Below are 25,017 nucleotides of genomic sequence, written 5' to 3'. Positions count from 1 at the left end.
TTAATCGAAACTGGCACTAGATTATAGGGCCACATTCCGTGTAAATAAACGCTAATGTTTCAATATTGTAAACAAAAATCACGTTCAGCACTGTCTGGAGAGGACAACATGAAAAATGCAGAATTGAACCAACGTCGTCTGGCTGCCACCCCGCGTGGTATTGGCGTCATGTGTGGCTTTTACGCAGAACGTGCAGAAAATGCCACCTTATGGGATGTGGAAGGTAATGAAGTTATCGATTTTGCTTCGGGCATTGCTGTGCTCAATACGGGTCACCGTCATCCGAAAGTGATCGCTGCCATTGAAAAACAACTTCTAGCCTTCACCCACACGGCTTACCAGATTGTGCCCTACGAAAGTTATATCGCGCTTGCTGAGCGTCTCAACCAGCGTGCACCGATTGAGGGAGCCTGTAAAACAGCCTTCTTTACGACCGGTGCTGAAGCGGTCGAAAACGCGGTAAAAATTGCCCGGGCATACACCGGACGCCCGGGGTTGATTACCTTTGGGGGGGCCTTCCATGGGCGTACCTACATGACCATGGCACTGACTGGCAAGGTTGCGCCTTACAAACTGGGCTTTGGTCCGTTCCCCGGCTCGGTGTTCCACGGTCAATATCCGAATGCGCTGTATGGTATTAGCACGGAAGATGCCATGAACAGTCTGGAACGCATCTTTAAAGCCGATATCGACCCTAAGCAGGTTGCTGCGATTGTTCTGGAACCCGTACAGGGCGAAGGGGGATTCAATATTGCTCCGGCTGAGTTTATGCAGGCGTTGCGTTCGTTGTGCGATCAACACGGCATCCTGTTGATTGCCGATGAAGTGCAGAGCGGCTTTGCCCGTACCGGGAAGCTGTTCGCGATGGAGCACTACTCAGTGAAACCGGATCTGATCACCATGGCGAAGAGTCTCGCCGGGGGAATGCCGTTGTCCGCTGTCGCTGGTAGAGCCGATGTGATGGATGCCCCAGCTCCGGGTGGGCTTGGTGGAACCTATGCGGGTAACCCATTGGCCATTGCAGCCGCACTAGCAGTATTAGACGTGATCGAAGAAGAGCAGTTGTGTCAGCGTTCGCAGCGTTTAGGACAACATCTGGTGGAAGTATTACAGCAGGCACGCAGTCAGTGCCCGGCGATCGCTGAGATCCGTGCACGCGGATCAATGGTGGCCGTGGAATTCAACGATCCGCAAACAGGCAAACCGTCACCAGAGTTTACCCGCCAGGTACAGCAAAAAGCACAGCAAGAAGGGTTACTGCTGCTCAGTTGTGGTGTGAACGGTAACGTGATCCGTTTCCTGTATCCGCTGACCATTCCTGATACTCAGTTTAATCAGGCGCTGGCGATCCTTTCCCGCGTACTGACTCAATAAGGAGTGACAGTGATGAAACTGCAAAACCCCGACCTTCTCCGCAACCAGTGTCTGATTAACGGTGAATGGTGCAATGCGCTGAGCGGTAAACGTAAAGCGGTGATCAACCCGGCGAACGGTGCGCAGTTGGCAACGGTTCCTCAGGTGGGTGCTGAAGAAACACAACAAGCCATCAATGCGGCGCAGCAGGCGCAGGCTGGTTGGAAGAAGCTGACCGCTAAACAGCGTTCAGTGCTGTTACTGGCCTGGGCTGATAACGTCATCGCTGCACAGGAAGATCTGGCGCAGTTGATGACTGCCGAACAAGGTAAACCTTTAACGGAAGCGCGCGGCGAAGTGGCCTATGCGGCCTCGTTTATCACTTGGTTTGCCGAGGAGGCTAAACGTATTGACGGTGCCGTATTACAGGCACCGCAAACAACGCAGCGTTTGATGGTGGTCAGACAGCCGATTGGTGTTTGTGCAGCCATCACCCCTTGGAACTTCCCCGCAGCGATGATTACCCGCAAGGCCGCACCTGCGTTGGCGGCAGGTTGTACAATGATCGTCAAACCTGCAGAGCAAACACCGCTGACCGCACTGGCACTGGCCAAACTGGCGGAGGATGCCGGGATCCCGGCGGGTGTACTACAAGTGATCACCGGTGAAGCGGCTCAAGTTGGTAAGGTGCTGTGTGATAGCCCGGTGGTGAGCAAACTGAGTTTCACAGGATCGACCGAAGTCGGGCGTATCCTGATGGCTCAATGTGCACCAACGATAAAAAAACTTTCCTTGGAACTGGGGGGCAATGCGCCAGTGCTGGTGTTTGACGATGCGAATCTGGATGTTGCCGTCGCCGGGATCATGGCGTCCAAATTTCGTAACAGTGGTCAAACCTGTGTATGTGCCAATCGCGTTTATGTGCAAGACGGTATCTACGACCGCCTTGTCGATAAGCTGGTGGCCGCAGTCGAACAGCTGAAGGTGGGTGATGGCAAAGAGGAAGGGATCACTCAAGGGCCGTTGATTGATGCTGATGCGATAGAGAAAGTGCAGAGCCACATTGATGATGCGTTGATCAAAGGGGCGCAGATCGCCACTGGCGGCCAGCCACATGCGCTGGGCCATACTTTTTTTCAACCAACTGTTATCACTGGTGTAACGCAGCAAATGCGTTTTGCCAAAGAGGAAACTTTTGGTCCGGTTGCACCGCTGTTCCGTTTTCATGATGAGACGGAAGCTATCGCGATGGCTAATGATACGGAGTTTGGCCTGGCAGCTTATCTGTTTACCCAGAATGCTTCGCGCCAGTGGCGTGTTCCTGAAGCGCTGGAATACGGCATGGTAGGCATCAATACCGGCTTGATTTCTAACGAAGTTGCCCCCTTTGGTGGCATCAAGCAGTCAGGGCTTGGACGCGAAGGATCACGCTATGGGATTGAGGAATATCTGGAGTTGAAATATCTGTGTATCGACGTGAGCTGTTAAACCTCTGGTCTTTAATGCCCACCGGCAGTCTGGGCTGCCGGGTATCAAAGGATAAACTATGGCCTCTGAAAATATCCCTATTCCTCAGGCGATTATCGCCGGGGAGCGAGAGCTTGCACCCGCCAAATCGCTGAGTTTCCTTGAGGGGGTTGCGATGATTGTCGGCACCAATATCGGTGCTGGTGTTCTCTCTATCGCCTATGCCTCAAGTAAAGCGGGCTATTTATCCCTGTTATTTTGGCTGATATTGGTTGGCTGCTTAACGACTGTCACCATGTTGTATGTTGCCGAATCGACTTTGCGTACCCGTGGACACTTCCAATTGAGCGGGCTGGCCCGGCGCTATGTTGGGAACTTCGGTTCTTGGCTTATGTTTGCTTCAGTTTGTGTGAACAGTGTAGGGGCACTTACCGCCTACATGACCGGCAGCGGTAAATTGTTGCAATCCTTGCTTGGTATTTCCCCCGCATTAGGTAGCCTGCTGTTTTTTATCCCGGCAGCGTTGGTACTGTATCTCGGTTTGAAAGCGATTGGCCGTGGTGAGAAGTTCATCAGTATCGGTATGGTGGTCATGCTCACGGTGTTGGTTGTCGCCACATTGCTGAAAGAGACGACGCAAATGAGTCATCTGCTGGAGGGTGACTGGCGTTTTATGGTGCCGGTATTCAGTGTGGTCGTGTTTTGTTTCTCTGCTCAATATATTGTGCCAGAGATGGCCCGAGGTTTTTCCGATAAACCCGAGCAACTGCCTAAGGCCATCATCGTTGGTATGATAACAACGTTTGTGTTGCTGGCGGTGGTACCCATGTCGGTGATCGCACTTAGCGGGTTGAACAATATTTCAGACGTCGCGACGATTTCTTGGGGACAGGTATTGGGGCAGTGGGCCTTTTTCTCTGCCAATATTTTTGCGCTTTGCGCGATGCTGACCTCTTATTGGGGGCTGGGCGGCAGTTTCCTCACTAACATTTTCGATAACTTCAGGTTGGGAGACGATGAACACCCCTTCCGACGTTTCGGCGTACTGCTGGTGGTGGTGTTACCGCCATTTGTTTTGGCCTATAGCGGGTTGGTTTCATTCGTCAATGCGTTGTATTTCGCCGGAGTATTCAGTGGGGTTATCCTGTCGATCATGCCCATGCTTATCTTGCGGGGAGCCCGTGAGCGAGGCGATCAAAACCCTCTCTGGCAGTGCAACTGGATCACTCACCCAGTGCTGCAAGTGAGCATTGTGCTGCTGTATATGGGCAGCGCTGTCTATGCTATCGCTTCGCTGTTTGGGTATTTGCCTGCCGGTTGGTGAACTAGGCCGTGTCGCCAATTGCACGCGACAGCCTAAATAAGTGGTGTTGTTTCTCTATATTGAGAACGGCGGCGTCGTGGCCGCCGATTTTTTTCTAACCGTGCATTTTTTCTGGCAACTTTAGCCATGCCTGTACCGAAGGGCGCAACCACTGTTTCTGCGCATAGTGGCGAAGCGCCTCGGGTACGTCGTCACCGTGCATAACCAGCCGATTCAGCATCAGTGCCAAATCAGTATCGGCGATACTCCACGTCCCGAATAAGTGCTCCCGGCCATGACTGAGCAAGCTTTCCGCCGCGGCAATCAGTGTCTTGGTCGCCTGTTCTGCCGCAGCACTCAATGGTGCAAATTTACCCGCATTGAAAATGACTTCTGTTGGGCGCTCTGCACGTAGTGGCAGTAGATCGCTACGTAGCCAGGCTTGTATTTCTCGTGCTTTGGCGCGTTGTTTAACGTCACGCGGATAGACTGGATGGGTGAGATAAATCTCTTCCAGATACTCATCAATCGCTGAGGATTCTGAAAGCTGGAAATTATCGATGACCAGCGTTGGCACCCTGCGGGTTAACGACAAAAAGCCGTAATCCTGACCTTGGTTTTCCCCTTGTGAAAGGTTTACCGGCTTAATTGTAAAAGGAATGCCTTTCTCTACGAGCGTAACAAAGGCTGACATGGCATAAGGACTGTAAAAATTGGCATCGGTGTAGAGGACAGTGTCAGATTGATTCATACCTGTTCCTGAGAATCAGAGGGTTTTTAATCATCTGCCGGCAGCACAATAAAATCAAGGCGTGTGCCGGAATGGCTGAATATAAATACTATATCCGCCGCCTTTTAAGCCGCAGCTTGTTGGCTGCTTTACTCGGCTATCTGTGTGAGCTACTGACAGCAAATTTTAAATCAGCGTGTTACCGCCTATCCAGGTATTGTTGACTAATAGGATCCCAAGCCATTCGATGAATGCGGCAATTTATTGGGTGCCCAACCGCACACCCAACAAATAGAATAATTACTTCAGTACACTCAGATTTTTCACATCAATCTCAATTCTGTTCCAGTCTTTATCTATCTCACCCTCGATGCGAACTTTATCATTCGGTGAAGCGGTTTGCCCCATCCAGTCTTTATCATCGATATCAACATGAATAGTACCGCTGCTATCACGGAATTCATAAAGTTCATGGCCAACTTGTTTAACAATCTTGCCTTCGAAAATAACCCAGGTGTCATCCCGCAGATTTTTTGCTTGGGCTACAGAGGTTAATCCTGGCTTTTGCCCTGTAAATCCTCCTTGAGTATTTCCCTGAGTATCAGAGGAAATAAAACCGGATTGCTGTGCCACGGCACAGAAAGAAAGGCTAGCCAACACCATAGCAGTGAATGTTTTTTTCATTAATCATCTCCTTGTAGAAATCATTCAGTAAAAATACAGGAGAGATCTTAATTAAATCTTAAGGGGTAAAATTAATGGTGTGTAATCAGCATAAAAAAGAGGGTTTTTTAATCTAAATAGGTGAGCGTAATGGTGCCACGGGTGGGGGGATGCAGGTTATAGCCGACCATTGAGCGTATGGATACGCGATACTAGCCCCAGAGAGGGGGAGACTCTGTTCAAGCCGTACAACACAGAGAACGGTCTTTTGGGGGGCGCCCTTCGGGCTGGAGCCATTTGCGTGCATTGCTTATTTAGTCCACCAAACTTTATGACTTACACCTTGCCCTGTGCACAAATGACCGCTAGCGGCACTCGTATGCAGTTAAGGGACACAGCCTAACAGCTTAAAATGTCAGATGCATAAGCCTGTGTTCTGCCGATGCCCGACTACCAGTAATAGCGGTGGTTAAAAAGAATACCTTGTAGAATAAGCGTGTATAAATCATCATTTAAAACATTATTTCACTTTTTTCGTGCAGGCTAGCCTTGAACCTACATACGGTGTTGCGCCAGAACGTTGCCAAAACGCGCTGGTATACCAAACGAAAAAGCTATCGCGTGCTTTTTTGGCGCGAGATCACACCGTTGGCAATACCTATTTTTCTGGAAAACACCTGTGTATTGCTAATGGGGGTCTTAAGCACTTTCCTGGTGAGTTGGCTGGGTAAAGAGTCAATGGCGGGAGTAGGGCTGGCAGACAGTTTCAACATGGTCATTATGGCCTTTTTTGCCGCTGTGGATCTGGGTACGACAGTCGTAGTTGCCTATAGTCTTGGCACCCGCGATCGCAAACGGGCACGTGCGGCAGCTCGTCAGTCACTGGTACTCATGACTCTGGTAGCCCTATTCTTGGCAATCGGAATTCACTTTGCTGGGGAGCAGATCATTAATGTGATCGCTGGTGAGGCTACGCCGGAGGTGAAAGCGCTGGCACTTTCTTATCTGCAAACGACCGTATGGAGTTATCCAGCAGCAGCCATCGCATTGATTGGCAGCGGGGCATTACGTGGGGCAGGAAACACCAAGATCCCACTGTTGATTAACGGAGGGATGAATATCCTCAACATACTGATCGGCAGTGTGTTGATCTATGGCGTGTTTGATTGGCCGGGGCTGGGCTTTGTTGGGGCGGGATTGGGATTGACGATTTCCCGCTATATTGGTGCGTTTGGTATTCTTTATGTGTTGATGGTGGGTTTTAACCCGGCACTGCACATCACGCTAAAGAGCTATTTTTCTCCTTTGAACAGCAACATCCTGCGCGATGTTTTGGGGATTGGTATTCCTGCCAGTATTGAGTCTGTGCTATTTAACTCGGGCAAATTAGTGACGCAAATGTTTGTAGCAGGGATGGGGACCAACGTCATCGCCGGTAATTTTATTGCTTTCTCTATCGCCGCATTAATCAACTTGCCCGGTAACGCCCTAGGTTCGGCTTCAACCATTATCGTCGGTAGGCGCTTGGGGAAAGGGCAGATTACTCAGGCGGAACAGCAACTGCGACATGTATTTTGGCTGGCGACGATAGGATTAACGGTAGTGGCCTGGGGAACGGCACCGTTTGCCAGCTTTATTGCCTCGCTTTACACCCAGGAGGAGGATGTTAAAGAGGTCGTTAAAATCCTGGTCTGGCTCAACGCTGCATTTATGCCAATCTGGGCGGCTTCCTGGGTATTACCCTCTGGGCTAAAGGGGGCTCGCGATGCCCGCTTTACCATGTGGATCTCGATGCTGGGTATGTGGGGTTGCCGCGTTATTGCAGGCTACATCCTGGGGATCGTGCTTGGTATGGGGGTTATTGGCGTTTGGATGGGGATGTTCTTTGACTGGGCGGTTCGTGGAGCCTTTTTCTATTGGCGAATGGTCAGTGGGCGTTGGCTGTGGAAGTACCCCCGGCTTGGTAAAGCGCGGACTGTTTCGCAAGACGAGTCACAGTCTGGCTAAAGGTGAGGCTCTGCTGTTGAATGCAACATCGGTACCTCGATAGATGTGTTAAAACTTGCTGTATTACCTAATGGACGGTTTTTTAAGAGGTTCACGCGTTAGAGAGTGTTTCTTTTCTGTCAGTAGCCAGTTGGTTGGGAATGACGCCTGAAGCCCTTCAGACTTGTGGGCTAAAGGCATACATCATAGCCAGTGCAATGCTTTTACGCCCGAAGTAAGAAGGAGCCGATTGGTAGCGCAGATGTACTGATAAAAAAGCGTATTTTTGAAAAATTTGAACATTCTTGCATTGGGGATATGTCGACATATACTTGCCTTCTTAAAACCCGTTGACAACGCAAGGCATGTGCCGTGTCAGAAACCTCTCAACCCATCCCGCAAGCGTTACGTTTTCCCTGTACGGTATTCAGAACGCAAAAGCGCATGGATGATTACGCTGCCGATGACATGCGGTACGCTGATCTCAGCGCAATGCAGTTAAAAACAGATTTTAAACTGAATAGTGTGTCCAGCAAGGTTGATCCGTACACCCTTACGTTGTTCAAGCAGCTAAAACCTAGGGCTTATGGTTATGACTTTAAGGCTGAAACAAATTTTGAAAGTAATCAGAAGATAACACGGCAGGAATGCGCCAATATTCTTTTTGATGAATTTCGCAAAGCATCACAAACGTTTGCTGTGTATGGTCCGTATAAAAGTGTTATGGGAAAGATGATTGACCATATGCAAAATGGTAACGGTGCACCATTTAGGGATATGTTATTAAATGCAGCATTGAAAGAACAGATCCTTAGTGATACATCAAACAACAGTACATACCTGCTGATAAAAGAAGCTCTAAATAAGTATATAGACTGGGAAAATAGGTGTTATCCGGTAGAAAAACAAGGTCATATAACAGATGCGGTCTTTAGTGGTAGACTGCCAAAATTTGACCGACCGCAAGATCTTATAAACGGATTGGGGATAACTGTTCATGATACATACGCAACACATATCACTATAAAATCGCTACAGATTGATAATGACCGCTACCGTGCTGTTGTTCATTATAATGTCCAAGATCACTTTGGACTGGATAATGATAACATTATAAAATTCAGGAGTTATAATATATTCCGCATTTGGTTTGTACTCCAGCGATTCAATCAGTTTGGCTATAAACCATTCATGACTAATATGGAAGCCACATTGGAAATTATTGATGAGCGCAATGAACGCAAAAAGCAAAAGAATTACCTGTGTGCTGTTACTGATTGTTAGCGTTATGTCGGGTTATTTTATATGGTTATCACTACATCCAGTTGAAGTTATCTCCGTTCACCAAAGAAATAATTACAGTGATGTCTTAGTGAGAAACTTCCCTTTTACCAATAATGGTAAAGTAAATTGGTGGTTAGAGAATAAAGGTATGTTAAAAGATAAATATAATATACCTAAACCTGCCGAGGATGGCTTCTATACTATAATTTTTTGGGATTTTATGGACGGATATAAAGAAGAAGAGAAATATGACAGGTTATGCTTTTATGACATGGATGCTAGCAAGAATTGCATTGATAAAAATGCTGTTTTCTCTGTAAGCAATAATAGAGATAACACGGTGTCATTTAAAGTCTATGATGGAAATTATCTACTCAAGGAAAATGGTGAAATAGTCGAGATTGAAAATAATTAGAGCTATTTTGGGAGGCGTACCCTGAACAATATTAGGACTTTTGGGTAAAAAAGATAGGCTGCTTTATAAGGATTTTTAAATATTTTTTCCATGTTTATTTTTGTTTAGCCCTCGATAGTAGAGGGCTTTTAATTATCTTTTTCATGTATATGTTGATAAGTGGCACTTAGACGTAAGTTGTCTTTGCGCCACGGGGGTTAATTTATTGACTCTGACAAAGTGTCTTTCACGGTGTATCAGAGATTATTGTAAGTACCTTTGGTATACGAGCTTACACACACCCATGCCATCTACAAAGGTTTCAATAAACTGCTTGATGCGCTCCCCGACGCGTGCCAGTACGCCTTTACGTTCCAGAATGCGCGGTTTCTGATTCAGGGCGTCGATAATTTTCTGGTCACGCGGTAAGCGGTTGGCAAAGCTGTAGGTATGTAGCCGTGTTTCCAGAGCAAGCGAATTCAAAAATCCATAATCAAGTGTTAAATTGCTGTTCGAAAGTTAATCGTACAGCCTTGAGGCTTTTCTTTGGCTGGCCTTGAACATACGTTTGCTAACGTAAGGATTTCAGAGGGGTATAGCCGTCTTCTTGCATTGGTGCTATGTCGATATATACTCTTTACGCTTCAAGTTGCATCCACAGGCTTTCCGCCTTCCTGTGACTTGAATTATGGTGATACTCAGCCTCATAGAACCCGTTGGCAACGAAAGGAATGTGCCGTGTCAGAAACCTCTCAGCCCATCCCGCAAACGTTACGTTTTCCCTGTACGGTGTTCAGAACGCAAAAGCGTATGGATGATTACGCTGCCGATGACATGCGGTGCGGTGACCTCAGCGCAACACAATTAAAAACAGATTTTAAGCTGAATCATGTGTCCAGTAAGGTTGACTCCTACACACTCACGTTGTTCAAGTATCTAAAACCAAAGGCTTATGGTTATGGCTTTGAGGCTGGAACGAATGGGGAAGGCAATCAGAAGATAACACGGCAGGAATGTGCCAATATTCTTTTTGATGAATTTCGCAAAGCATCACAAACGTTTGCTATGTATGGCCCGTATAAAAGTGTTATGGGAAAGATGATTGACCATATGCAAAACGGTAACGGTGCGCCATTTAGGGATATGTTATTAAACAAGGCATTGAAAGAGCAAATTCTTAGTGATACATCAGAAAACAGTTCATTATTGAGAATAAGAAAGGTATTAACAGATAATATCGATTGGAAAAATAAACTATATCCATTAGAGATGGAAGGCAGGATAAAGGATATTATTCTTGGAGGGAAATTACCAAAGTTTGACCGATTACAGGATAATATTAATGGTTTAGGTATAACTGTTCATGATATATACGCCATTCACATTACTATAAGAACGTTACAGGTTGATAATGAACGCTATCGTGCAGTTATTCATTACAATGTTCAGGATCATTTTGGACTGGATAATAAAGATATTTTAAAGTTTAGAAATTACAGTATATTCCGCATCTGGTTTTTGCTTCAAAGGTTCAATCAGTTCGGTTATAAACCATTTATGACCAATATGGAAAAAACGATTGAAATTGAAGGTGGTAGTCATGATAGTCAGGAATAAAAAGAGATTCTATTTATTCACACTGGTATTACTATTTATCTCCGCTTTTTTTATTTTTTATGGGTGGAGTATCGACCTGTAAAAGTAATTTCAGTTCATCAAAGGAATAATTACACTGATATTTTAGTGAGGAACTTCCCTATAACCGATAATGAAAAAATAGCTTGGTGGTTAAAAGAAAAAGAGATGCTAAAAGCCAATTACAATATTCCAAAACCGGCCCCTGATGGTTTTTTTCTGTTACATTCTGGGTTTTTGATGGGGTGTATAAAGAAGATGAGTATGACAGATTATGTTTCGAGGATATGAAAACGGATAAAAACTGTATAGATAAAAATGCTGTTTTTACCGTTAATACAGATAGTCATAATCGGATGTTTTTTACTGTGTACGATGGCACATATCTGCTGAAAAAAAATGGTGACATAGTTAAATACGAATATAAATAGAATCACTTTTAATAGTAAAGCTTAAAGATAGGCTGCTTTATAAAGATTTGTAAATGCTTTGTTCTCATGTTTTTTTGTTTAGCCCTCGATAGTAGAGGGCTTTTAATTATCTTTTTCATGTATATGTTGATAAGTGGCACTTAGACGTAAGTTGTCTTTGCGCCACGGGGGTTAATTTATTGACTCTGACAAAGTGTCTTTCACGGTGTATCAGAGATTATTGTAAGTACCTTTGATATACGAGTTTATACACTCCCCCCATACCATCCACAAAGGTTTCAATAAACTGCTTGATGCGCCCCCCTACGCGCTCCAGTACGCCTTTACGCTCTAGAATACGCGGCTTCCCGCAGGGCGTCGATAATCGCTTTCCCTTCTGGGGTGTTCTCATCAATCTGATCAAACGTGAGGTTATCCGGTGCCAATTCGGCATTGGCGAACGCCTCAATTTTTTCCGACAGGTATTTATAGAAGATAAAACCCAGAATGTAGTCACGGAATTCATCCGCGCCCATTTTGCCGCGCAACGTGTTGGCGATGTTCCAAAGTTGTTGTTGTAGTTGTCTGCGTTGTTCTTCTGACATGGTGGCTTCTTATTTGTTGAAACAGATAAAAAAAGATAGCGCTACTTTAGCAGTTAATCCCATTGCGTCACATTATTGGAGTCCATAAAACAGAGGTATAAAAATGATATAGTTACATGAGTTATTATTTCATTGGTAAACAACAGTAGAGACTACAACCGATGGCATTCAAAAAAGGACAGTGCGGCAACCCGTCCGGCAGGCCGAGAGGTTCAGCCAATAAAAGAACGCTTATCCGTGATGCGTTGGCGGCAACCTTTCCAGAAGGTGAGCCGGGCTTCTGGTTGGCAGTGGCACAACAAGCCAAAGCGGGAGACTTGCAGGCGGCGGAAATGATTGCCAAGCGGCTTTACCCCACACTGAAACCCACCAGCCAGGAAGTGACCTTCAGCTTGTCAGGGGATACGCCCACGCAACAGGCTACCAGCATCTTACAGGCGATTGCAGCGGGAGAAGTGCCACCGGATACCGGCAAGCTGCTACTTGATAGCGTAGCGGCTGCGTTAGGTATCAAAGAAGCGGACGAACTGGCGCAGCGTATCGCCGTACTGGAACAGCGGTTAGCAGAACAGCAGGCGGATAATGAGTAAATCACTGTTGTCACGGATAGCCGTTATAGAGTGTTACGCCGCCAGCAGGCAACCACTGCCATTTGATAAGATTGAGCTTAAAGTGGTGGAAGAAGTGGACGGTAAGCTGGTCTATCTTCCCACGATTATTTACACCATCACCGCACGACAAAAAAAGTCCCTGAAAGGGTAAAAGCCGTGTCCTGCCTTGCCAGCTTTGGCGCTGCCTTTTACTGTGAAGGCTGTGAACGCATTTCCTTACCTGACACAAAATCAAACGAAAGAAGATGCAGTGAAAAATGCCGTTATATAATCCATTTTTTAGGATTTTTTATCTCTAGTTTGCACGGGAAACGTTATGTGTGAAATCGTAGACAACCTGTACTATCACCGTTTTTTCGCCAGTCAAAATTCCAACATAAATAGTTTCATTGGGGTCAGAAGCACGCCAACATGATGAATTTAAATCACATTCGTCTTGTTTCTTGTATCCTATAGCGGTTAGGTATGCATCAATTTTGCTAGTGTTATCGGTGCCATAAAATTTTACTGCATTAACATGCTTTGCCGGACCAGTGATATTCGCAAAATCAAAGTCATAATTTTCAGTAATACGTGGCATTTTTTTCAGGATATCGGGAGTATAGAATTCATATTCACGCTTATCTTGCTCGGTGTAGTTAGCAAAGCCAGCAAGCTCCATTTCTACATAAGGCCAAGCATAGAGTAATGCGGCGACAACCACGATAACGACACCAAAGAGCACTTTAAGGGATTTACGCATAAGGGAGCCTTCCTCCTCGCGCTTTATCGATATAGGAACCGTCAGCGGAGGCGATCGCTACGATCCCAGAACTGAAGTCACTCCACGGTTTCACTGTCTGCATAAAGTGAGGCAGGATCCCTTTACGCGGTGTGGCGTTAGGGAATTTTTCAGGGTCGGGGAATAAAAGTGGAGAAAAGGAGTCGTTTTTCCAGGAACCTATCTTGCCGTAGTAATCCCATCTTTTCAGCGCTTCAGACTTACTGACGGGGCGCAGCATTTCAAAGGGATTGCGGATGGAGACGATGCGGTAAAAACCCAGTAGGTCCGAAACTAAATCCTCTCCGCTAAATCCACTGTCTGTCGCCAAGTTAATCGGGAATGACGCTTGAAGCCCTTCAAATTTGCGGGCTAGCGACATCATCATTGCCAGTGCAATACTTTTACGTTCGAAGTAAGAACGACCACGCTTAATACGCCAGGTAATAAATTTACCCATTTTTATGGTTCTAGTTGGGTCAATCATCGACTGCGAATAGGTAACATTGTAGTACTCTTTGCCTGACAACTCCCCTGAGTCAATATTTCGCAACAGGTTCTTGATATCAGTACCCTGTGCATGCTCTAAGTCAATCCATCCGAGTACCTCTGTATAGACCACTCCATAACTTAGGTCGTTACTAAGACGACCATCGACAATTTCATTACGTTTACTCATCCTGAACTCCCCGTTTGGTTTTTCATAGTATTAAAACTTGCACGATGAAGGTGTAGTAAGTAAGCCTCTGAAAGGGTAAGACCTGTGTTCTACCTTGCTAGCTTTGGCGCTGCCTTTCTCTTACGGTAGGTTTTGTATCCCGACGCTACTTAAGCGGTTACTTAAGCGGTAAACGCTACAAAGAAAAAGGACTCAGATAATTTCTTATCTAAGTCCTTGTTTTATATGGTGGCCCCTCCCCGGTTTGAACGGGGGACCAAGCGATTATGAGTCGCCTGCTCTAACCACTGAGCTAAGGGGCCAAGTGGTGCGATTATACGGTAATTACAGGACGCAGGTCTACAGTCAAAAAATCATATGGCGTTTTTATGCACAGTTATAGCTTATTGTATTTGCAGATAGATTTTGCGATAACCGATTTAAATGATTTGACGGAACAAACTATGATTACCGATATTTTGGCACCAAACTTGCGAGTGGTATTTTGCGGCATCAATCCTGGGCTTTCGACTGCACATCATGGCTATCATTTTGCCAACGGCAATAACCGTTTCTGGAAGGCAATTTATCTGGCCGGTTTCACTGAACGTTTGTTGTCACCAGAGGAAGAGCGGCATTTGCTCGATACAGGCTGCGGGATCACCATGCTGGTGGAGCGCCCAACGGTAGAGGCGAGCGAATTGGCGCGTAATGAGCTGCGTGCAGGCGGTGAGTCATTGAAAGAGAAGATATTGCAATACCAGCCGCTGGCGTTGGCCATTCTTGGGAAGCAGGCGTTCAGCAATGCGTTTGGTATCCGTAAGGTTGCATGGGGACGTCAGGAGTTGATGCTGGGAAAAACGGAGGTTTGGGTACTGCCTAACCCGAGTGGGTTGAATCGTGCCACATTGGAGCAGTTGGCGGAAAGTTATCGTGAATTATTCATGGTGCTAAATGACAGGTGATAAAAAACCCCGGCGTGTAACTCGAGCCGGGGTTTTCACTGCTTATTAAATCTTAATCATCCAAGAAACTGCGTAGCACTTCTGAACGGCTTGGGTGACGCAGCTTACGCAACGCTTTAGCTTCGATCTGACGAATACGCTCACGAGTAACGTCGAACTGTTTACCCACTTCTTCAAGAGTGTGGTCAGTGTTCATATCGATACCGAAACGCATACGCAACACTTTCGCTTCACGAGCGGTCAGGCCAGCCAGAACATCGTGTGTGGCAGAGCGTAGGCTTTCTGAAGTCGCAGAATCCAATGGCAGCTCGAGGGTCGTATCCTCGATAAAATCGCCCAAATGCGAATCTTCATCATCGCCGATCGGCGTTTCCATGGAGATTGGCTCTTTGGCAATTTTTAGCACTTTACGGATTTTGTCTTCCGGCATCAGCATGCGCTCAGCGAGTTCTTCCGGTGTGGGTTCACGGCCCATCTCTTGTAGCATTTGACGTGAAATACGGTTGAGCTTGTTGATCGTCTCAATCATATGCACCGGAATACGGATGGTGCGTGCCTGATCGGCAATAGAACGGGTAATCGCCTGACGGATCCACCAAGTGGCGTAAGTTGAGAACTTATAACCGCGACGGTATTCAAACTTGTCTACCGCTTTCATCAAACCGATATTGCCTTCTTGGATCAGGTCCAAGAACTGCAGGCCACGGTTGGTGTACTTTTTGGCTATCGAAATTACCAGACGTAAGTTGGCTTCGACCATCTCTTTTTTCGCACGGCGGGCTTTTGCTTCGCCGATTGACATGCGACGGTTGATGTCTTTGACTTGTTCGATAGTCAGGCCGGTTTCTTCCTCGATCTGACGCAGTTTTTGCAGGCTGCGCTGAACTTCTTCGCTCACATCCTTAAGTTTTTCTGACCAAGGTTTAGACATAGCCAGAGCGGCTTCGAACCAGGTTTCATTGGTTTCATTGCCAGCGAACAAGGTAACGAAGTTTTTCTTCGGCATTTTGCATTGTTCAACGCATAGCTTCATGATGAGACGTTCTTGAGTACGAACGCGATCCATCATGGTACGCATGCTGTTGACCAGAAAATCGAACTGTTTTGGCACTAGGCGGAACTGCTTGAACACCTCAGAGAGTTTCAGGATCTCTTCTGCTGCGCTGGCGTGGCTACGACCACTGGTTTTAATAACCTTGCGGGTTGCCTCATATTGATCACGAAGATCGGAAAACTTCTGGCGAGCCAGTTCAGGATCGATGCTGTTATCGTCTTCAGCATCGTCTTCGTCACTTTCGTCGTCTTCGTCACTATCCTGTTCTTCGGTCGTTAATTCGGAGCCGATATGCGTCGCAGTAGGGGCGATCTCCTCTTCTGCGTTGGGATCGACGAAGCCAGTGATCAGGTCGGACAGACGCGCTTCACCAGCTTCGACGCGGTCGTACTGCTCCAACAGATAAGTAATGGCTTCTGGGTACTCTGCAACTGAACACTGCACCTGATTGATACCGTCTTCGATACGTTTGGCGATGTCAATCTCGCCTTCACGTGTCAGTAACTCAACGGTACCCATTTCACGCATGTACATGCGCACAGGGTCAGTAGTACGGCCAATTTCGGACTCAACGCTGGAGAGCACCTGAGCAGCAGCTTCCGCGGCGTCTTCGTCGGTATCGGTGGTATTCTCGGCCAGCATCAGGTCATCGGCATCCGGTGCTTCTTCCATCACCTGGATGCCCATGTCGTTAATCATCTGGATGATGTCTTCGATCTGGTCGGAGTCGACGATATCTTCCGGCAGATGGTCATTGACCTCAGCATAGGTCAGATAGCCTTGCTCTTTACCACGGGTGACAAGTAGCTTAAGCTGTGACTGCGGGTTTTGCTCCATAAGACGGTATCCACACTTCAGAGTATTTGGGTTGGTGTCGGTCGGCGAAACTGCCAACAATAGCATTTGGGGCGTTTTTGTTGTTGCCGCTGCCCACTATGGCGGCATATTGCAGGGTATATACCCTGACATTTATCGGCACTTAAGCCGTCAGGTATTCAATTTTTTTTTGCTAAAACCTGATTCAGAGAACGAACTTCTTCACGCTCCTCAGGACTCAGGCCGTGTGTTCTGGCTTGGGCGATTAGCGTTTCTAACCGTTGCTCAAGTACAGAGTCATAAAGGCTGGTTAGCGTATCTAAAAAGGTCTGTTCGACCATGTCCTCAACGATCATATGGTTCCATGTCGCCAAGGTTTCAAGCTGAGGGCTGAACTTGTTATCGCGGTACAGCTCAAGTATCTGACCGGTCGTCAGGCCGGGTTGTGAAAAACAGGTCTGCACAAGTTCAACAAATAACGGTAAACCCGCTTGTCTTGTTTGCTCAAGCCCCTCCAGTGAAGGAATAAGTGTAGCCAAACGTGGATTTTGTACCAGTAATCCTATCAGTATACGCATGGTTGTGCGTTTTAGTTGGGGCGCTTGATAAGTATTCGCATTTTCAGATTGTTTACCTAGCAACTTCTCTAGTTGGAATTCGTCGGGAATGCCCAATTTTTTACCAAGCTCTTGTCGTAAATACAGACGCAATGTTTCACTTGGTATTTGGCTTATCATCGGAATTGCCAACGAACTGAGTTTAGTTCGCCCATCAGGGCTGCTCAGATCAACCTGTGGAAGCAAAATTTCGAACAGGAAAGCGGAAAGCGGCTGAGCCTGCTCCATCCGTTGTTCAAAAACTTCCTTACCTTCTTTTCGCACCAGGGTATCTGGGTCTTCACCATCAGGTAAAAACATAAATCGCAGCTGGCGCCCGTCATTCAAATAGGGCAGCGCTGTTTCCAGTGCACGCCAGGCTGCTTCACGACCAGCTCTGTCACCGTCATAACAACACACAACATTGTCTGTGGCGCGAAACAGTAATTGAATATGCTCAGCCGTTGTTGAGGTACCGAGCGAAGCAACGGCGTAATCAATGCCGTACTGCGCAAGCGCCACAACGTCCATGTAACCTTCTACCACCAACAAACGCTGCAGAGTAGGGTGACTCTGCTGTGCTTCATACAGGCCGTATAGCTGGCGACCTTTGTGGAAGACTTCAGTTTCGGGTGAGTTCAGGTATTTTGGCATACCGTCACCCAGCACACGCCCACCAAAAGCGATAACCCGCCCACGTTTGTCACGGATGGGGAACATCACCCGTTCGCGGAAACGATCGTATGTACGTCCCTGATCGTTAGTCACCAACATTCCTGCATCGTTCAAAGTCGTTCGGTTGTTGGTATCGCGTCCAAAACGTTTTAGCGCATTATCCCAGCCTGCAGGAGCAAAGCCGATGGCAAAATGGCGGATAATATCGTCACTTAACCCTCGCTGTTGCAGATACTGACGTGCCTGCGTACCGCTAGATTGATGCAATGCTTGCTGATAGAACGTACTGAGTTGTTCCAGCAGTTGGTAAAGGCTTTGGCGCTGATGGCGTTCAATTTGTGTCGGCCCGGCACCTGCCTCGTAAGGCACTTCCAGCCCATGCATGGTGGCCAGTTCCTCGATGGTTTCGACAAACTCGAGCCTGTCATAATTCATCAGGAAATCAACGGCGTTACCGTGCGCTCCACAACCAAAACAGTGATAGAACTGTTTTTCGCCATTAACGGTGAATGAAGGTGTTTTTTCGTGGTGGAACGGACAGCACGCGTGATAGTTTTTGCCTTGCTTCTTGAGCTTTACCCGGGCGTCGATCAGATCGACGATGTCGGTACGCGCCAGCAAGTCATTGATAAATACGCGCGGAATTCGTCCAGCCATAAGCCCCTGTTCAACTGCTTATAAACAAGAACAAGCCGCGCATTCCTTTCGGAAAGCACGGCCTTCGTATGCAACTACTCGGTCTGCGTGTTCTTGGAAAGAAAAAACCACGCGCTGGGGTTACCCCCAAAGGATTAATACAGACGAGTGCGGCGTGCGTTTTCGCGAGCCAGTTTCTTCGCGTGACGTTTCACAGCAGAAGCTTTAGCGCGTTTACGTTCGGTAGTCGGTTTTTCATAAAACTCACGACGACGAACTTCTGCTAAAACACCCGCCTTTTCGCAGGAACGCTTGAAACGACGCAGAGCAACGTCAAATGGCTCGTTTTCACGTACTTTAATTACCGGCATGTGCCTCTTACCTCAATATAATTCGGTTTGCTGCTGGCCAAGCGCCAGCCTTTTCAAAATGGTGCGGAATTTTACTTCAATGGATGCTGCTTTGTAAAGCAGCATAGCAAATTGAAACATGCCGCGTTCCGGCAAACCCGCGCAATTATGCATTGGCCGCAGAGTATAGACTAACCAGTAAAAATTGCTCGCTTTTAATCACTTTTGCGTGGTTAAACGCGTATTCGCAGTAAATAGCGCTGATTGTGATAAACTAGCGGCTGCACGTGAATGATGGGAAATGTAATGCGAGTACTGGGTATAGAAACGTCCTGCGATGAAACCGGGATTGCAGTGTATGACGATCAAACCGGTTTATTGGCCAACCAATTATACAGTCAGGTTGCGCTGCATGCGGATTATGGCGGTGTTGTGCCGGAACTGGCTTCCCGTGATCATGTGCGTAAAACCGTACCTCTGATTCAAGCTGCATTGCAAGAGGCGAATCTGGCGCCTACGGATATCGACGGTGTGGCTTATACCGCTGGACCAGGCTTGGTGGGGGCGCTGTTGGTGGGGGCGACGATAGGGCGTGCGCTGGCGTTTGCCTGGAATGTTCCTGCGGTACCGGTGCACCATATGGAAGGCCATTTACTGGCACCTATGCTTGAAGATAATCCACCTGCTTTTCCGTTTGTTGCTCTACTTGTTTCTGGCGGCCATACTCAGCTTATTAGCGTAACTGGCATTGGCAAATATATCTTACTGGGTGAGTCGGTTGATGACGCTGCCGGTGAAGCGTTTGACAAAACGGCAAAACTATTGGGGCTGGACTATCCTGGTGGTCCTATGCTGTCAAAAATGGCGCAACAGGGTGTGGAAGGGCGCTTCGTTTTCCCTCGGCCGATGACCGATCGCCCAGGGCTGGATTTCAGCTTCTCTGGTGTGAAAACCTTTGCTGCGAATACGATCCGTGCCAATGGTAACGACGATCAAACGCGTGCCGATATCGCTAGGGCTTTTGAGGATGCGGTAGTGGATACCTTGGCAATCAAATGTAAAAGGGCACTTGATCAAACCGGATTTAAGCGCCTGGTGATAGCTGGGGGCGTCAGCGCTAACCAAACGTTACGCAAGAAACTGTCCGAAATGATGAAAAACCGTGGTGGTGAAGTGTTCTATGCCCGCCCGGAATTTTGTACTGATAACGGTGCGATGATTGCTTACGCAGGGATGATAAGGCTGAAAAACGGTACTAGCCCTGAGTTAGGTATTTCGGTACGTCCCCGTTGGCCATTGGCAGAGCTGCCTGCGGTATAAAATCCATGGGCCGGAGATCTCCGGCCCTGATCATTCTTCTTTATTCTCTGGCGTTGCATCTTTCTTTTTACGCAGTTTCCCCCAGATTTTCCCTTCCTGGCCACGCCACAGGCGTTGGATATTGTCGTGGTGGCGCATCAGGATCAGGCAGGAAAGCATTGCTACCGGAAAAGTAAACTGCGGTTTGAACCACCAGACGTAGAATGGCGCAATTAGTGCGCTGACGATCGCACCTAGTGAGGAATATCCGCTTAGCAGCACGGTCAGCAACCATGTGCCAGTCATCAGGCCAGTGAGATCCCAGCCGATAGGAGCAATGGCGCCAAATGCCGTTGCTACGCCTTTTCCGCCACGGAAATGGAAAAATACCGGATAGATATGCCCAAGGCAGGCGGCGATTGCTGTTAAGCCAAGGTACAGTGGCGGTACATTGAGCGCATAGGCTAACCAGACCGGTAACATTCCCTTCAGAATATCGAACACTAATACCGTTGCTGCAGCCAAGCGGCCGCCGATACGCAAGACGTTAGTCGCCCCAGGATTTCCTGAGCCATGCACACGCGGATCGGGCAGCTTGGCGATCCGGCAAACCAGGATCGCACTGGAAATTGAGCCACACAGATACGCGAAGATAATCATGCCAAGTGCGGTAGCACTCATAAAGCGGTTCCGTTTAATAATGGTCGTTTTACTCGCAACATCTATGGATAATACGCATATTCAGCTGGAAGTGGTATCCGGCAAGGCTAAAAACTGAGAATGAAGTGATGGATATCGTATTTATTGAAGAACTTACCGTGATCACCACCATTGGTGTTTATGACTGGGAACAAACCATTCAGCAGAAACTGGTGTTCGATATCGAAATGGGTTGGGATAACCGTAAAGCGGCAGCCAGTGATGACGTGAATGACTGCCTGAGCTATAGCGATATCAGTGATGCGATCATCCAGCATGTTCAACCCAATCGCTTCGCGTTGGTGGAACGCGTTGCAGAGGAGGTGGCTGAAATCCTGCTCCAGCGTTTTAAATCCCCCTGGATCCGTATTAAGGTCAGTAAGCCTGGAGCGGTTGCGCATGCAAACCGGGTTGGTGTGATTATTGAACGTGGTGCGCGCTCTGGGAGGTAGCATCTTAATGCAACCCTGGGTCGTATTCTGATTTTTCACAAAACTGCATCATTCATATCGCCTGGCTAATAGCTCCCTTAGACGCCAAGAGATACTGGCTATGCTTTCCGCCCTTCGGAGTGCGGAGGGACGCAGCCTGGAATTGTTAAAGCGGCAATCTATAAGCACTGCCGCTTTTTTGTATTGATACCTTAAACTGGAAATGGGGAAAGTGGACTGATGACAGACATGCATTCATTGTTTGTGGCGTTTGTGCTCGGCGTGGTTGAAGGATTAACAGAGTTTCTGCCGGTTTCTTCGACTGGGCACATGATTATCGTAGGGGAGTTGTTGGGTTTTACCGGTGACAAGGCTAAAACTTTCGAAGTGATTATTCAGTTGGGCTCGATCCTGGCAGTGGTGGTTGTATTCTGGCGGCGTCTGTTTGGCCTGATTGGTATTCATTTTGGTGGCAAACCGGTTCAGCATGAAGGTAACACCCAAGGGCGACTGAAATTAGGTCATATTTTGTTAGCCATGATCCCTGCTGTGGTATTGGGATTAGTATTCCACGATGTGATCAAATCACTGTTTGAACCGAAAAACGTGATGTATGCCTTAGTGGCTGGTGGCTTGCTGCTGTTGGCGGCAGAATGGCTGAAACCGAAGCAACCGAGCGCTGTCGGGTTGGATGATATCACTTATCTTCAGGCATTTATGATCGGTTGCTTCCAGTGTTTGGCGCTGTGGCCGGGATTCTCACGTTCAGGTTCAACCATTTCTGGCGGAATGTTAGTGGGGGTCAGCCGTTACGCTGCTTCCGAGTTCTCCTTTATTCTCGCTGTTCCGATGATGATCGGTGCCAGTGGATTAGATCTCTATAAAAGCCTGCATTTCCTCACGTTGAATGATTTGCCGATGTTTGCAGTCGGTTTTATTACCGCATTTGTCGTAGCGCTGTTTGCGATCAAAACTTTTCTGACCCTTATCAAGCATATTTCGTTTGTGCCATTCGCTATCTATCGCTTTATCGTTGCTGGAGTCGTTTACATGGTATTCATGTAGGTAAATGCTAACGCTAGGCAGTGTCCCTCAATTGCCGGTGGTGCCGTCGCAGACCCAAAAGCCCGTTATCAAGGCGGAGGGTGAAGGGCAGAGTGTCCCTCTGTTCAAGCCCGACAACACAGAGAACGGGCTTCTGGGGCGCGGCCCATCGGGCTTGTGGCCATTGGCGTGCATTGCTGCGTTGTTCGCCGCTTATTTGGCCCATCCAACCTCGCGGCTCACGCCTTGCTCTGTGCGTAATAGTGCTACGGGTGGGCGTGATGCAGGTTAGCCGACCGTTGAGCGCAGTGATGCGCGATACCAGCCCCCAGGGAGGGGTGTTTCTCATCATTCCCTCCTGCTGAAAGCATATGCGTAGCGGTATTAAGAACACCTATTTAGGTAAGGCCGAGAACTGGGAACCAAAGCGTGCTTAATAACCAGTAAACAACGTGCTTATGCGCTCAAATGGCTGTACCACAGTCGCGTCTGTACCAAGTCTATTCAAGTGTGTAGACGGCAACTGAGCGACCAATCGGTCACAGAGTGATCTGAGCAGCGCTTACGCTGCGGAAGGACTTGTACCCACTGGCTTGCGCGCGGCAAGCCCAATACTGCTTTAATTTGAATGGCGACGGTAGTCAGTATCCCTATTTGGCTGTCTGCCTTTTGATTATAAATTGAAAACTTATGTACAGATATTTAAAATATATTATTTTATTTAATAATAAGTAATAGGGTTTGTATTTTATGGGTAATTTATTGCAAAAGGTATCTCTGTTAATAGTTAATGTCTAATGGAAAAGAAATGTAATACCAATATAGTTTTTAACTATTGTTTTTTAAAATTCCATCAGAGTATATTCGCTTGATTTTTCCTATTACTTATTTAAGATGTCACACATATTGCAATGAAGTTAAGATTTACTCATTTGAATTAACTAAAATAGGGTAGTGTTATAATTTCAACCACTTTGTTAATAACCAGAATGAGTTATAAAGTGGTGATAAAATGATTTAAATCAGTCAGTGGCTGAGGTGGGTAAAGTTGGTTTTTTTGTATGTTATGAGGTTGGTTTTAAAAAACATGAGGCTTCCATCAGGATGGGTGTCGTAATTAAAAAAGGAGGTAATACAAAATTTATTAATCTTCCATTTTGTGGTTGGTTAATTTTTAAATAAAACTATGAAGTAAGGAAATTAAATGAAAAAAAATTTTTTAATTGTGTTTACCGCTTGTGCTTTGTCGGCGTCGACATTAGCTGACGATGGCAAAATCAATTTTTATGGCACTATCACTGATGTTTCCTGTACCGTGGTGAATGATGTAAGTAACCCACTGACGGTAACTATGGGCACGGTATCAAGCAAAGCGTTTACAGGCGCGGGTTCCACAGCGGCACCAACCAGGTTCACATTGTTGCTTAAAAACTGTCCATCCAGTGTGAAGTCTGCCGTTGTAAAATTTGATGGTATACCTGCCCTGAATGATGATACCGTTTTGGCATTATCCAAAGTGACCGGTATGGCGACCAATGTCGGTATCCAGATTACCGATAATCAGCGCAGGGTTGTTCCACTGTTTACCCCTTCCTCCAGTTATCCGCTCAATGCAGGTGAAAATAACCTTAATTTTGTCGCTCGTTATTATGCTACAGGCAATAAGGTGACATCCGGGCCGGCGAACGCAACAAGTAACTTCACCATTATTTATAACTGAATCACTTGTTCATTTTTACTTCCTCTTTGGTAGTTTAGATTTTAGATGTGTTTATCTTGCCTTTTTATGAGGAGTATTCTGATGAATGCTTTATTGAAGCTATTTGCTTTTTTGACTTTTTTATTAACGTCTACCTCTATTCTTGCTATGGACTCCGGTGGTATTACGGTAGGCGGAACACGGCTTATTTATGGAGAAAGTCGGCGAGAGGTTTCTCTGAGTGTGAGTAACTCAGATATTCATCCTTATCTTATTCAGTCATGGGTTGAAAACCTTGATAGAGGGAGTGGTAAATCACCTTTTTTAGTTACACCTCCTTTATTTCGCTTGGATGGAAACCAGCAGGATCTGTTACGCGTGGTACGTACAGGTGATCTTCCCAAAGATCGAGAATCTCTTTTTTGGCTCAATGTTAAATCCATTCCATCGACCAGTGAACGAGATAGCGTTAATACGCTACAAATTGCGGTTAAAACACGTATCAAACTTATTTATAGACCGAAAACCCTGAAAGGTGTACCGGAAGATATGGCAGATAAGCTGTCTTGGAACCTGTCAGACAATAAACTTACGGTCTATAACCCAACCCCTTTTGTGATGAATTTCAACCGGGTGAAAGTGGGCAATGCTGAGGTGAAAGACGTGACTTATGTGTTGCCGATGAGTTCAGCCACTTTTAAGGCTCCATCAGTAGGAAATGGTCCTTTGAGTTGGAATTTGATTACTGATTATGGGGGAGAGGGTGCCGTTCATACGGCAGCAAACAATTCACAACCAAAAGAACAGACAAAGCGTGCCGCTGTTTACTCTGAACAAAGCGCTAAACCGGTTCGCCGGTAAATGAATTGATTAATAAAAATAAATTAGTTTCGT

Annotated in this window: 26 protein-coding genes, 1 tRNA gene and 1 pseudogene; 17 read left to right on the top strand and 11 right to left on the bottom strand. The window is 46.8% G+C overall.

Annotated elements, in window-relative coordinates; all coding sequences use genetic code 11:
* Window positions 1-108: 108 nt before the first annotated feature.
* Genes OK023_RS15005 through OK023_RS14995 form a run of 3 tightly spaced genes read left to right on the top strand, consistent with a single transcriptional unit; the run spans window position 109 to window position 4,144 of the window.
* A complete protein-coding gene (locus tag OK023_RS15005) occupies window positions 109-1,374 on the top strand; it encodes a 4-aminobutyrate--2-oxoglutarate transaminase (protein ID WP_317693485.1) in 1,266 nt (421 codons plus the stop codon).
* 12 nt (window positions 1,375-1,386) lie between these two features.
* Window positions 1,387-2,841 (top strand): NAD-dependent succinate-semialdehyde dehydrogenase, encoded by a 1,455-nt coding sequence (locus OK023_RS15000; protein ID WP_317693484.1) that lies wholly within the window; start codon window positions 1,387-1,389, stop codon window positions 2,839-2,841.
* 58 nt (window positions 2,842-2,899) lie between these two features.
* Entirely contained in the window at window positions 2,900-4,144 is a 1,245-nt protein-coding gene (locus OK023_RS14995; RefSeq protein WP_317693483.1) for an amino acid permease, read from the top strand.
* Between the two features lie 94 nt (window positions 4,145-4,238).
* Here the strand turns inward: OK023_RS14995 and yfcF are convergent, their stop codons facing one another.
* Both yfcF and OK023_RS14985 read right to left on the bottom strand, forming a co-directional pair.
* On the bottom strand, window positions 4,239-4,874 hold the full coding sequence (yfcF, locus tag OK023_RS14990; protein ID WP_317693482.1) for a glutathione transferase: 636 nt from the start codon (window positions 4,872-4,874) through the stop codon (window positions 4,239-4,241).
* A 279-nt stretch (window positions 4,875-5,153) separates the two neighbouring features.
* Window positions 5,154-5,537, bottom strand: a complete 384-nt coding sequence (locus tag OK023_RS14985) for a YgiW/YdeI family stress tolerance OB fold protein (RefSeq protein WP_317693481.1) — start codon at window positions 5,535-5,537, stop codon at window positions 5,154-5,156.
* Between the two features lie 528 nt (window positions 5,538-6,065).
* On the opposite strand from OK023_RS14985, the gene OK023_RS14980 reads away from it, so the two are divergent.
* From OK023_RS14980 to OK023_RS14970, 3 genes are all read left to right on the top strand, one after another.
* Window positions 6,066-7,523, top strand: coding sequence for an EmmdR/YeeO family multidrug/toxin efflux MATE transporter (locus OK023_RS14980; protein WP_317693480.1), 1,458 nt, complete (start codon window positions 6,066-6,068; stop codon window positions 7,521-7,523).
* Window positions 7,524-7,874: 351 nt separating this feature from the next.
* On the top strand, window positions 7,875-8,786 hold the full coding sequence (locus tag OK023_RS14975) for a YPO3983 family protein (protein WP_317693479.1): 912 nt from the start codon (window positions 7,875-7,877) through the stop codon (window positions 8,784-8,786).
* Window positions 8,737-9,201: a DUF943 family protein gene (locus tag OK023_RS14970; RefSeq protein WP_317697742.1), complete on the top strand. Its 465-nt coding sequence runs from the start codon at window positions 8,737-8,739 to the stop codon at window positions 9,199-9,201. Before OK023_RS14975 ends, OK023_RS14970 begins: the two co-directional genes overlap by 50 nt.
* 243 nt (window positions 9,202-9,444) lie before the next feature.
* Here the strand turns inward: OK023_RS14970 and OK023_RS14965 are convergent, their stop codons facing one another.
* Window positions 9,445-9,663, bottom strand: a complete 219-nt coding sequence (locus OK023_RS14965; RefSeq protein WP_317693478.1) for a hypothetical protein — start codon at window positions 9,661-9,663, stop codon at window positions 9,445-9,447.
* Between the two features lie 255 nt (window positions 9,664-9,918).
* On the opposite strand from OK023_RS14965, the gene OK023_RS14960 reads away from it, so the two are divergent.
* A complete protein-coding gene (locus tag OK023_RS14960; RefSeq protein WP_317693477.1) occupies window positions 9,919-10,797 on the top strand; it encodes a YPO3983 family protein in 879 nt (292 codons plus the stop codon).
* A pseudogene (locus OK023_RS14955) lies at window positions 10,772-11,246 on the top strand (DUF943 family protein). Before OK023_RS14960 ends, OK023_RS14955 begins: the two are co-directional and overlap by 26 nt.
* Window positions 11,247-11,569: 323 nt before the next feature.
* Here the strand turns inward: OK023_RS14955 and OK023_RS14950 are convergent.
* Window positions 11,570-11,830 (bottom strand): type I restriction-modification system subunit M N-terminal domain-containing protein, encoded by a 261-nt coding sequence (locus OK023_RS14950; protein WP_317693476.1) that lies wholly within the window; start codon window positions 11,828-11,830, stop codon window positions 11,570-11,572.
* 161 nt (window positions 11,831-11,991) lie between these two features.
* Here OK023_RS14950 and OK023_RS14945 point away from each other — a divergent pair, with 161 nt between their 5' ends.
* The gene (locus tag OK023_RS14945) at window positions 11,992-12,420 is read left to right on the top strand and encodes a DUF5681 domain-containing protein (protein WP_317693475.1); all 429 of its coding nucleotides are present in this window, start codon (window positions 11,992-11,994) and stop codon (window positions 12,418-12,420) included.
* Complete coding sequence (locus tag OK023_RS14940; RefSeq protein WP_317693474.1) at window positions 12,413-12,592, top strand: hypothetical protein; 180 nt, start codon at window positions 12,413-12,415, stop codon at window positions 12,590-12,592. Before OK023_RS14945 ends, OK023_RS14940 begins: the two co-directional genes overlap by 8 nt.
* A 144-nt stretch (window positions 12,593-12,736) precedes the next feature.
* Here the strand turns inward: OK023_RS14940 and OK023_RS14935 are convergent, their stop codons facing one another.
* The 3 genes from OK023_RS14935 to OK023_RS14925 form a co-directional block, all read right to left on the bottom strand.
* Window positions 12,737-13,183 (bottom strand): hypothetical protein, encoded by a 447-nt coding sequence (locus OK023_RS14935; protein ID WP_317693473.1) that lies wholly within the window; start codon window positions 13,181-13,183, stop codon window positions 12,737-12,739.
* On the bottom strand, window positions 13,176-13,880 hold the full coding sequence (locus tag OK023_RS14930) for a hypothetical protein (RefSeq protein WP_317693472.1): 705 nt from the start codon (window positions 13,878-13,880) through the stop codon (window positions 13,176-13,178). The genes OK023_RS14935 and OK023_RS14930 overlap by 8 nt, the downstream gene beginning before the upstream one ends.
* Before the next feature lie 226 nt (window positions 13,881-14,106).
* A tRNA-Ile gene (locus OK023_RS14925) sits at window positions 14,107-14,182 on the bottom strand.
* A 141-nt stretch (window positions 14,183-14,323) separates the two neighbouring features.
* Here OK023_RS14925 and mug point away from each other — a divergent pair.
* Window positions 14,324-14,824 (top strand): G/U mismatch-specific DNA glycosylase, encoded by a 501-nt coding sequence (gene mug, locus OK023_RS14920; protein ID WP_317693471.1) that lies wholly within the window; start codon window positions 14,324-14,326, stop codon window positions 14,822-14,824.
* Window positions 14,825-14,876: 52 nt separating this feature from the next.
* Here the strand turns inward: mug and rpoD are convergent, their stop codons facing one another.
* The 3 genes from rpoD to rpsU form a co-directional block, all read right to left on the bottom strand.
* On the bottom strand, window positions 14,877-16,715 hold the full coding sequence (rpoD, locus tag OK023_RS14915) for an RNA polymerase sigma factor RpoD (RefSeq protein ID WP_317693470.1): 1,839 nt from the start codon (window positions 16,713-16,715) through the stop codon (window positions 14,877-14,879).
* A 158-nt stretch (window positions 16,716-16,873) separates the two neighbouring features.
* The gene (gene dnaG, locus OK023_RS14910; protein WP_317693469.1) at window positions 16,874-18,622 is read right to left on the bottom strand and encodes a DNA primase; all 1,749 of its coding nucleotides are present in this window, start codon (window positions 18,620-18,622) and stop codon (window positions 16,874-16,876) included.
* Between the two features lie 134 nt (window positions 18,623-18,756).
* The gene (gene rpsU, locus OK023_RS14905; RefSeq protein ID WP_001144069.1) at window positions 18,757-18,972 is read right to left on the bottom strand and encodes a 30S ribosomal protein S21; all 216 of its coding nucleotides are present in this window, start codon (window positions 18,970-18,972) and stop codon (window positions 18,757-18,759) included.
* 285 nt (window positions 18,973-19,257) lie between these two features.
* Between rpsU and tsaD the strand changes: the two genes are divergently transcribed.
* A complete protein-coding gene (gene tsaD / locus OK023_RS14900; protein ID WP_317697740.1) occupies window positions 19,258-20,271 on the top strand; it encodes a tRNA (adenosine(37)-N6)-threonylcarbamoyltransferase complex transferase subunit TsaD in 1,014 nt (337 codons plus the stop codon).
* 30 nt (window positions 20,272-20,301) lie between these two features.
* Here tsaD and plsY read toward each other — a convergent pair whose 3' ends face one another.
* Window positions 20,302-20,931: a glycerol-3-phosphate 1-O-acyltransferase PlsY gene (plsY, locus tag OK023_RS14895; protein WP_317693468.1), complete on the bottom strand. Its 630-nt coding sequence runs from the start codon at window positions 20,929-20,931 to the stop codon at window positions 20,302-20,304.
* 107 nt (window positions 20,932-21,038) lie between these two features.
* Here plsY and folB point away from each other — a divergent pair, with 107 nt between their 5' ends.
* The 5 genes from folB (at window position 21,039) to OK023_RS14870 (ending at window position 24,984) form a co-directional block, all read left to right on the top strand.
* Window positions 21,039-21,401 carry a bifunctional dihydroneopterin aldolase/7,8-dihydroneopterin epimerase gene (folB, locus tag OK023_RS14890; RefSeq protein ID WP_317693467.1) on the top strand — a complete coding sequence of 121 codons (363 nt, stop codon included), beginning with the start codon at window positions 21,039-21,041 and terminating at the stop codon, window positions 21,399-21,401.
* A 219-nt stretch (window positions 21,402-21,620) separates the two neighbouring features.
* Complete coding sequence (gene bacA, locus OK023_RS14885) at window positions 21,621-22,445, top strand: undecaprenyl-diphosphate phosphatase (protein WP_317693466.1); 825 nt, start codon at window positions 21,621-21,623, stop codon at window positions 22,443-22,445.
* 4 nt (window positions 22,446-22,449) lie between these two features.
* The gene (locus OK023_RS14880) at window positions 22,450-22,716 is read left to right on the top strand and encodes a hypothetical protein (RefSeq protein WP_317693465.1); all 267 of its coding nucleotides are present in this window, start codon (window positions 22,450-22,452) and stop codon (window positions 22,714-22,716) included.
* 912 nt (window positions 22,717-23,628) lie between these two features.
* Window positions 23,629-24,144: a fimbrial protein gene (locus tag OK023_RS14875; protein ID WP_317693464.1), complete on the top strand. Its 516-nt coding sequence runs from the start codon at window positions 23,629-23,631 to the stop codon at window positions 24,142-24,144.
* An 81-nt stretch (window positions 24,145-24,225) separates the two neighbouring features.
* Window positions 24,226-24,984, top strand: coding sequence for a molecular chaperone (locus OK023_RS14870; RefSeq protein ID WP_317693463.1), 759 nt, complete (start codon window positions 24,226-24,228; stop codon window positions 24,982-24,984).
* Window positions 24,985-25,017: the final 33 nt, after the last annotated feature.

The sequence above is a fragment of the Serratia sp. UGAL515B_01 genome, assembly GCF_033095805.1.
In the GTDB taxonomy this organism is placed as follows: Bacteria; Pseudomonadota; Gammaproteobacteria; order Enterobacterales; family Enterobacteriaceae; genus Chania.
Note: the sequence above shows the minus strand (reverse complement) of the source record. Positions and strands in the feature narration are given on the sequence as shown.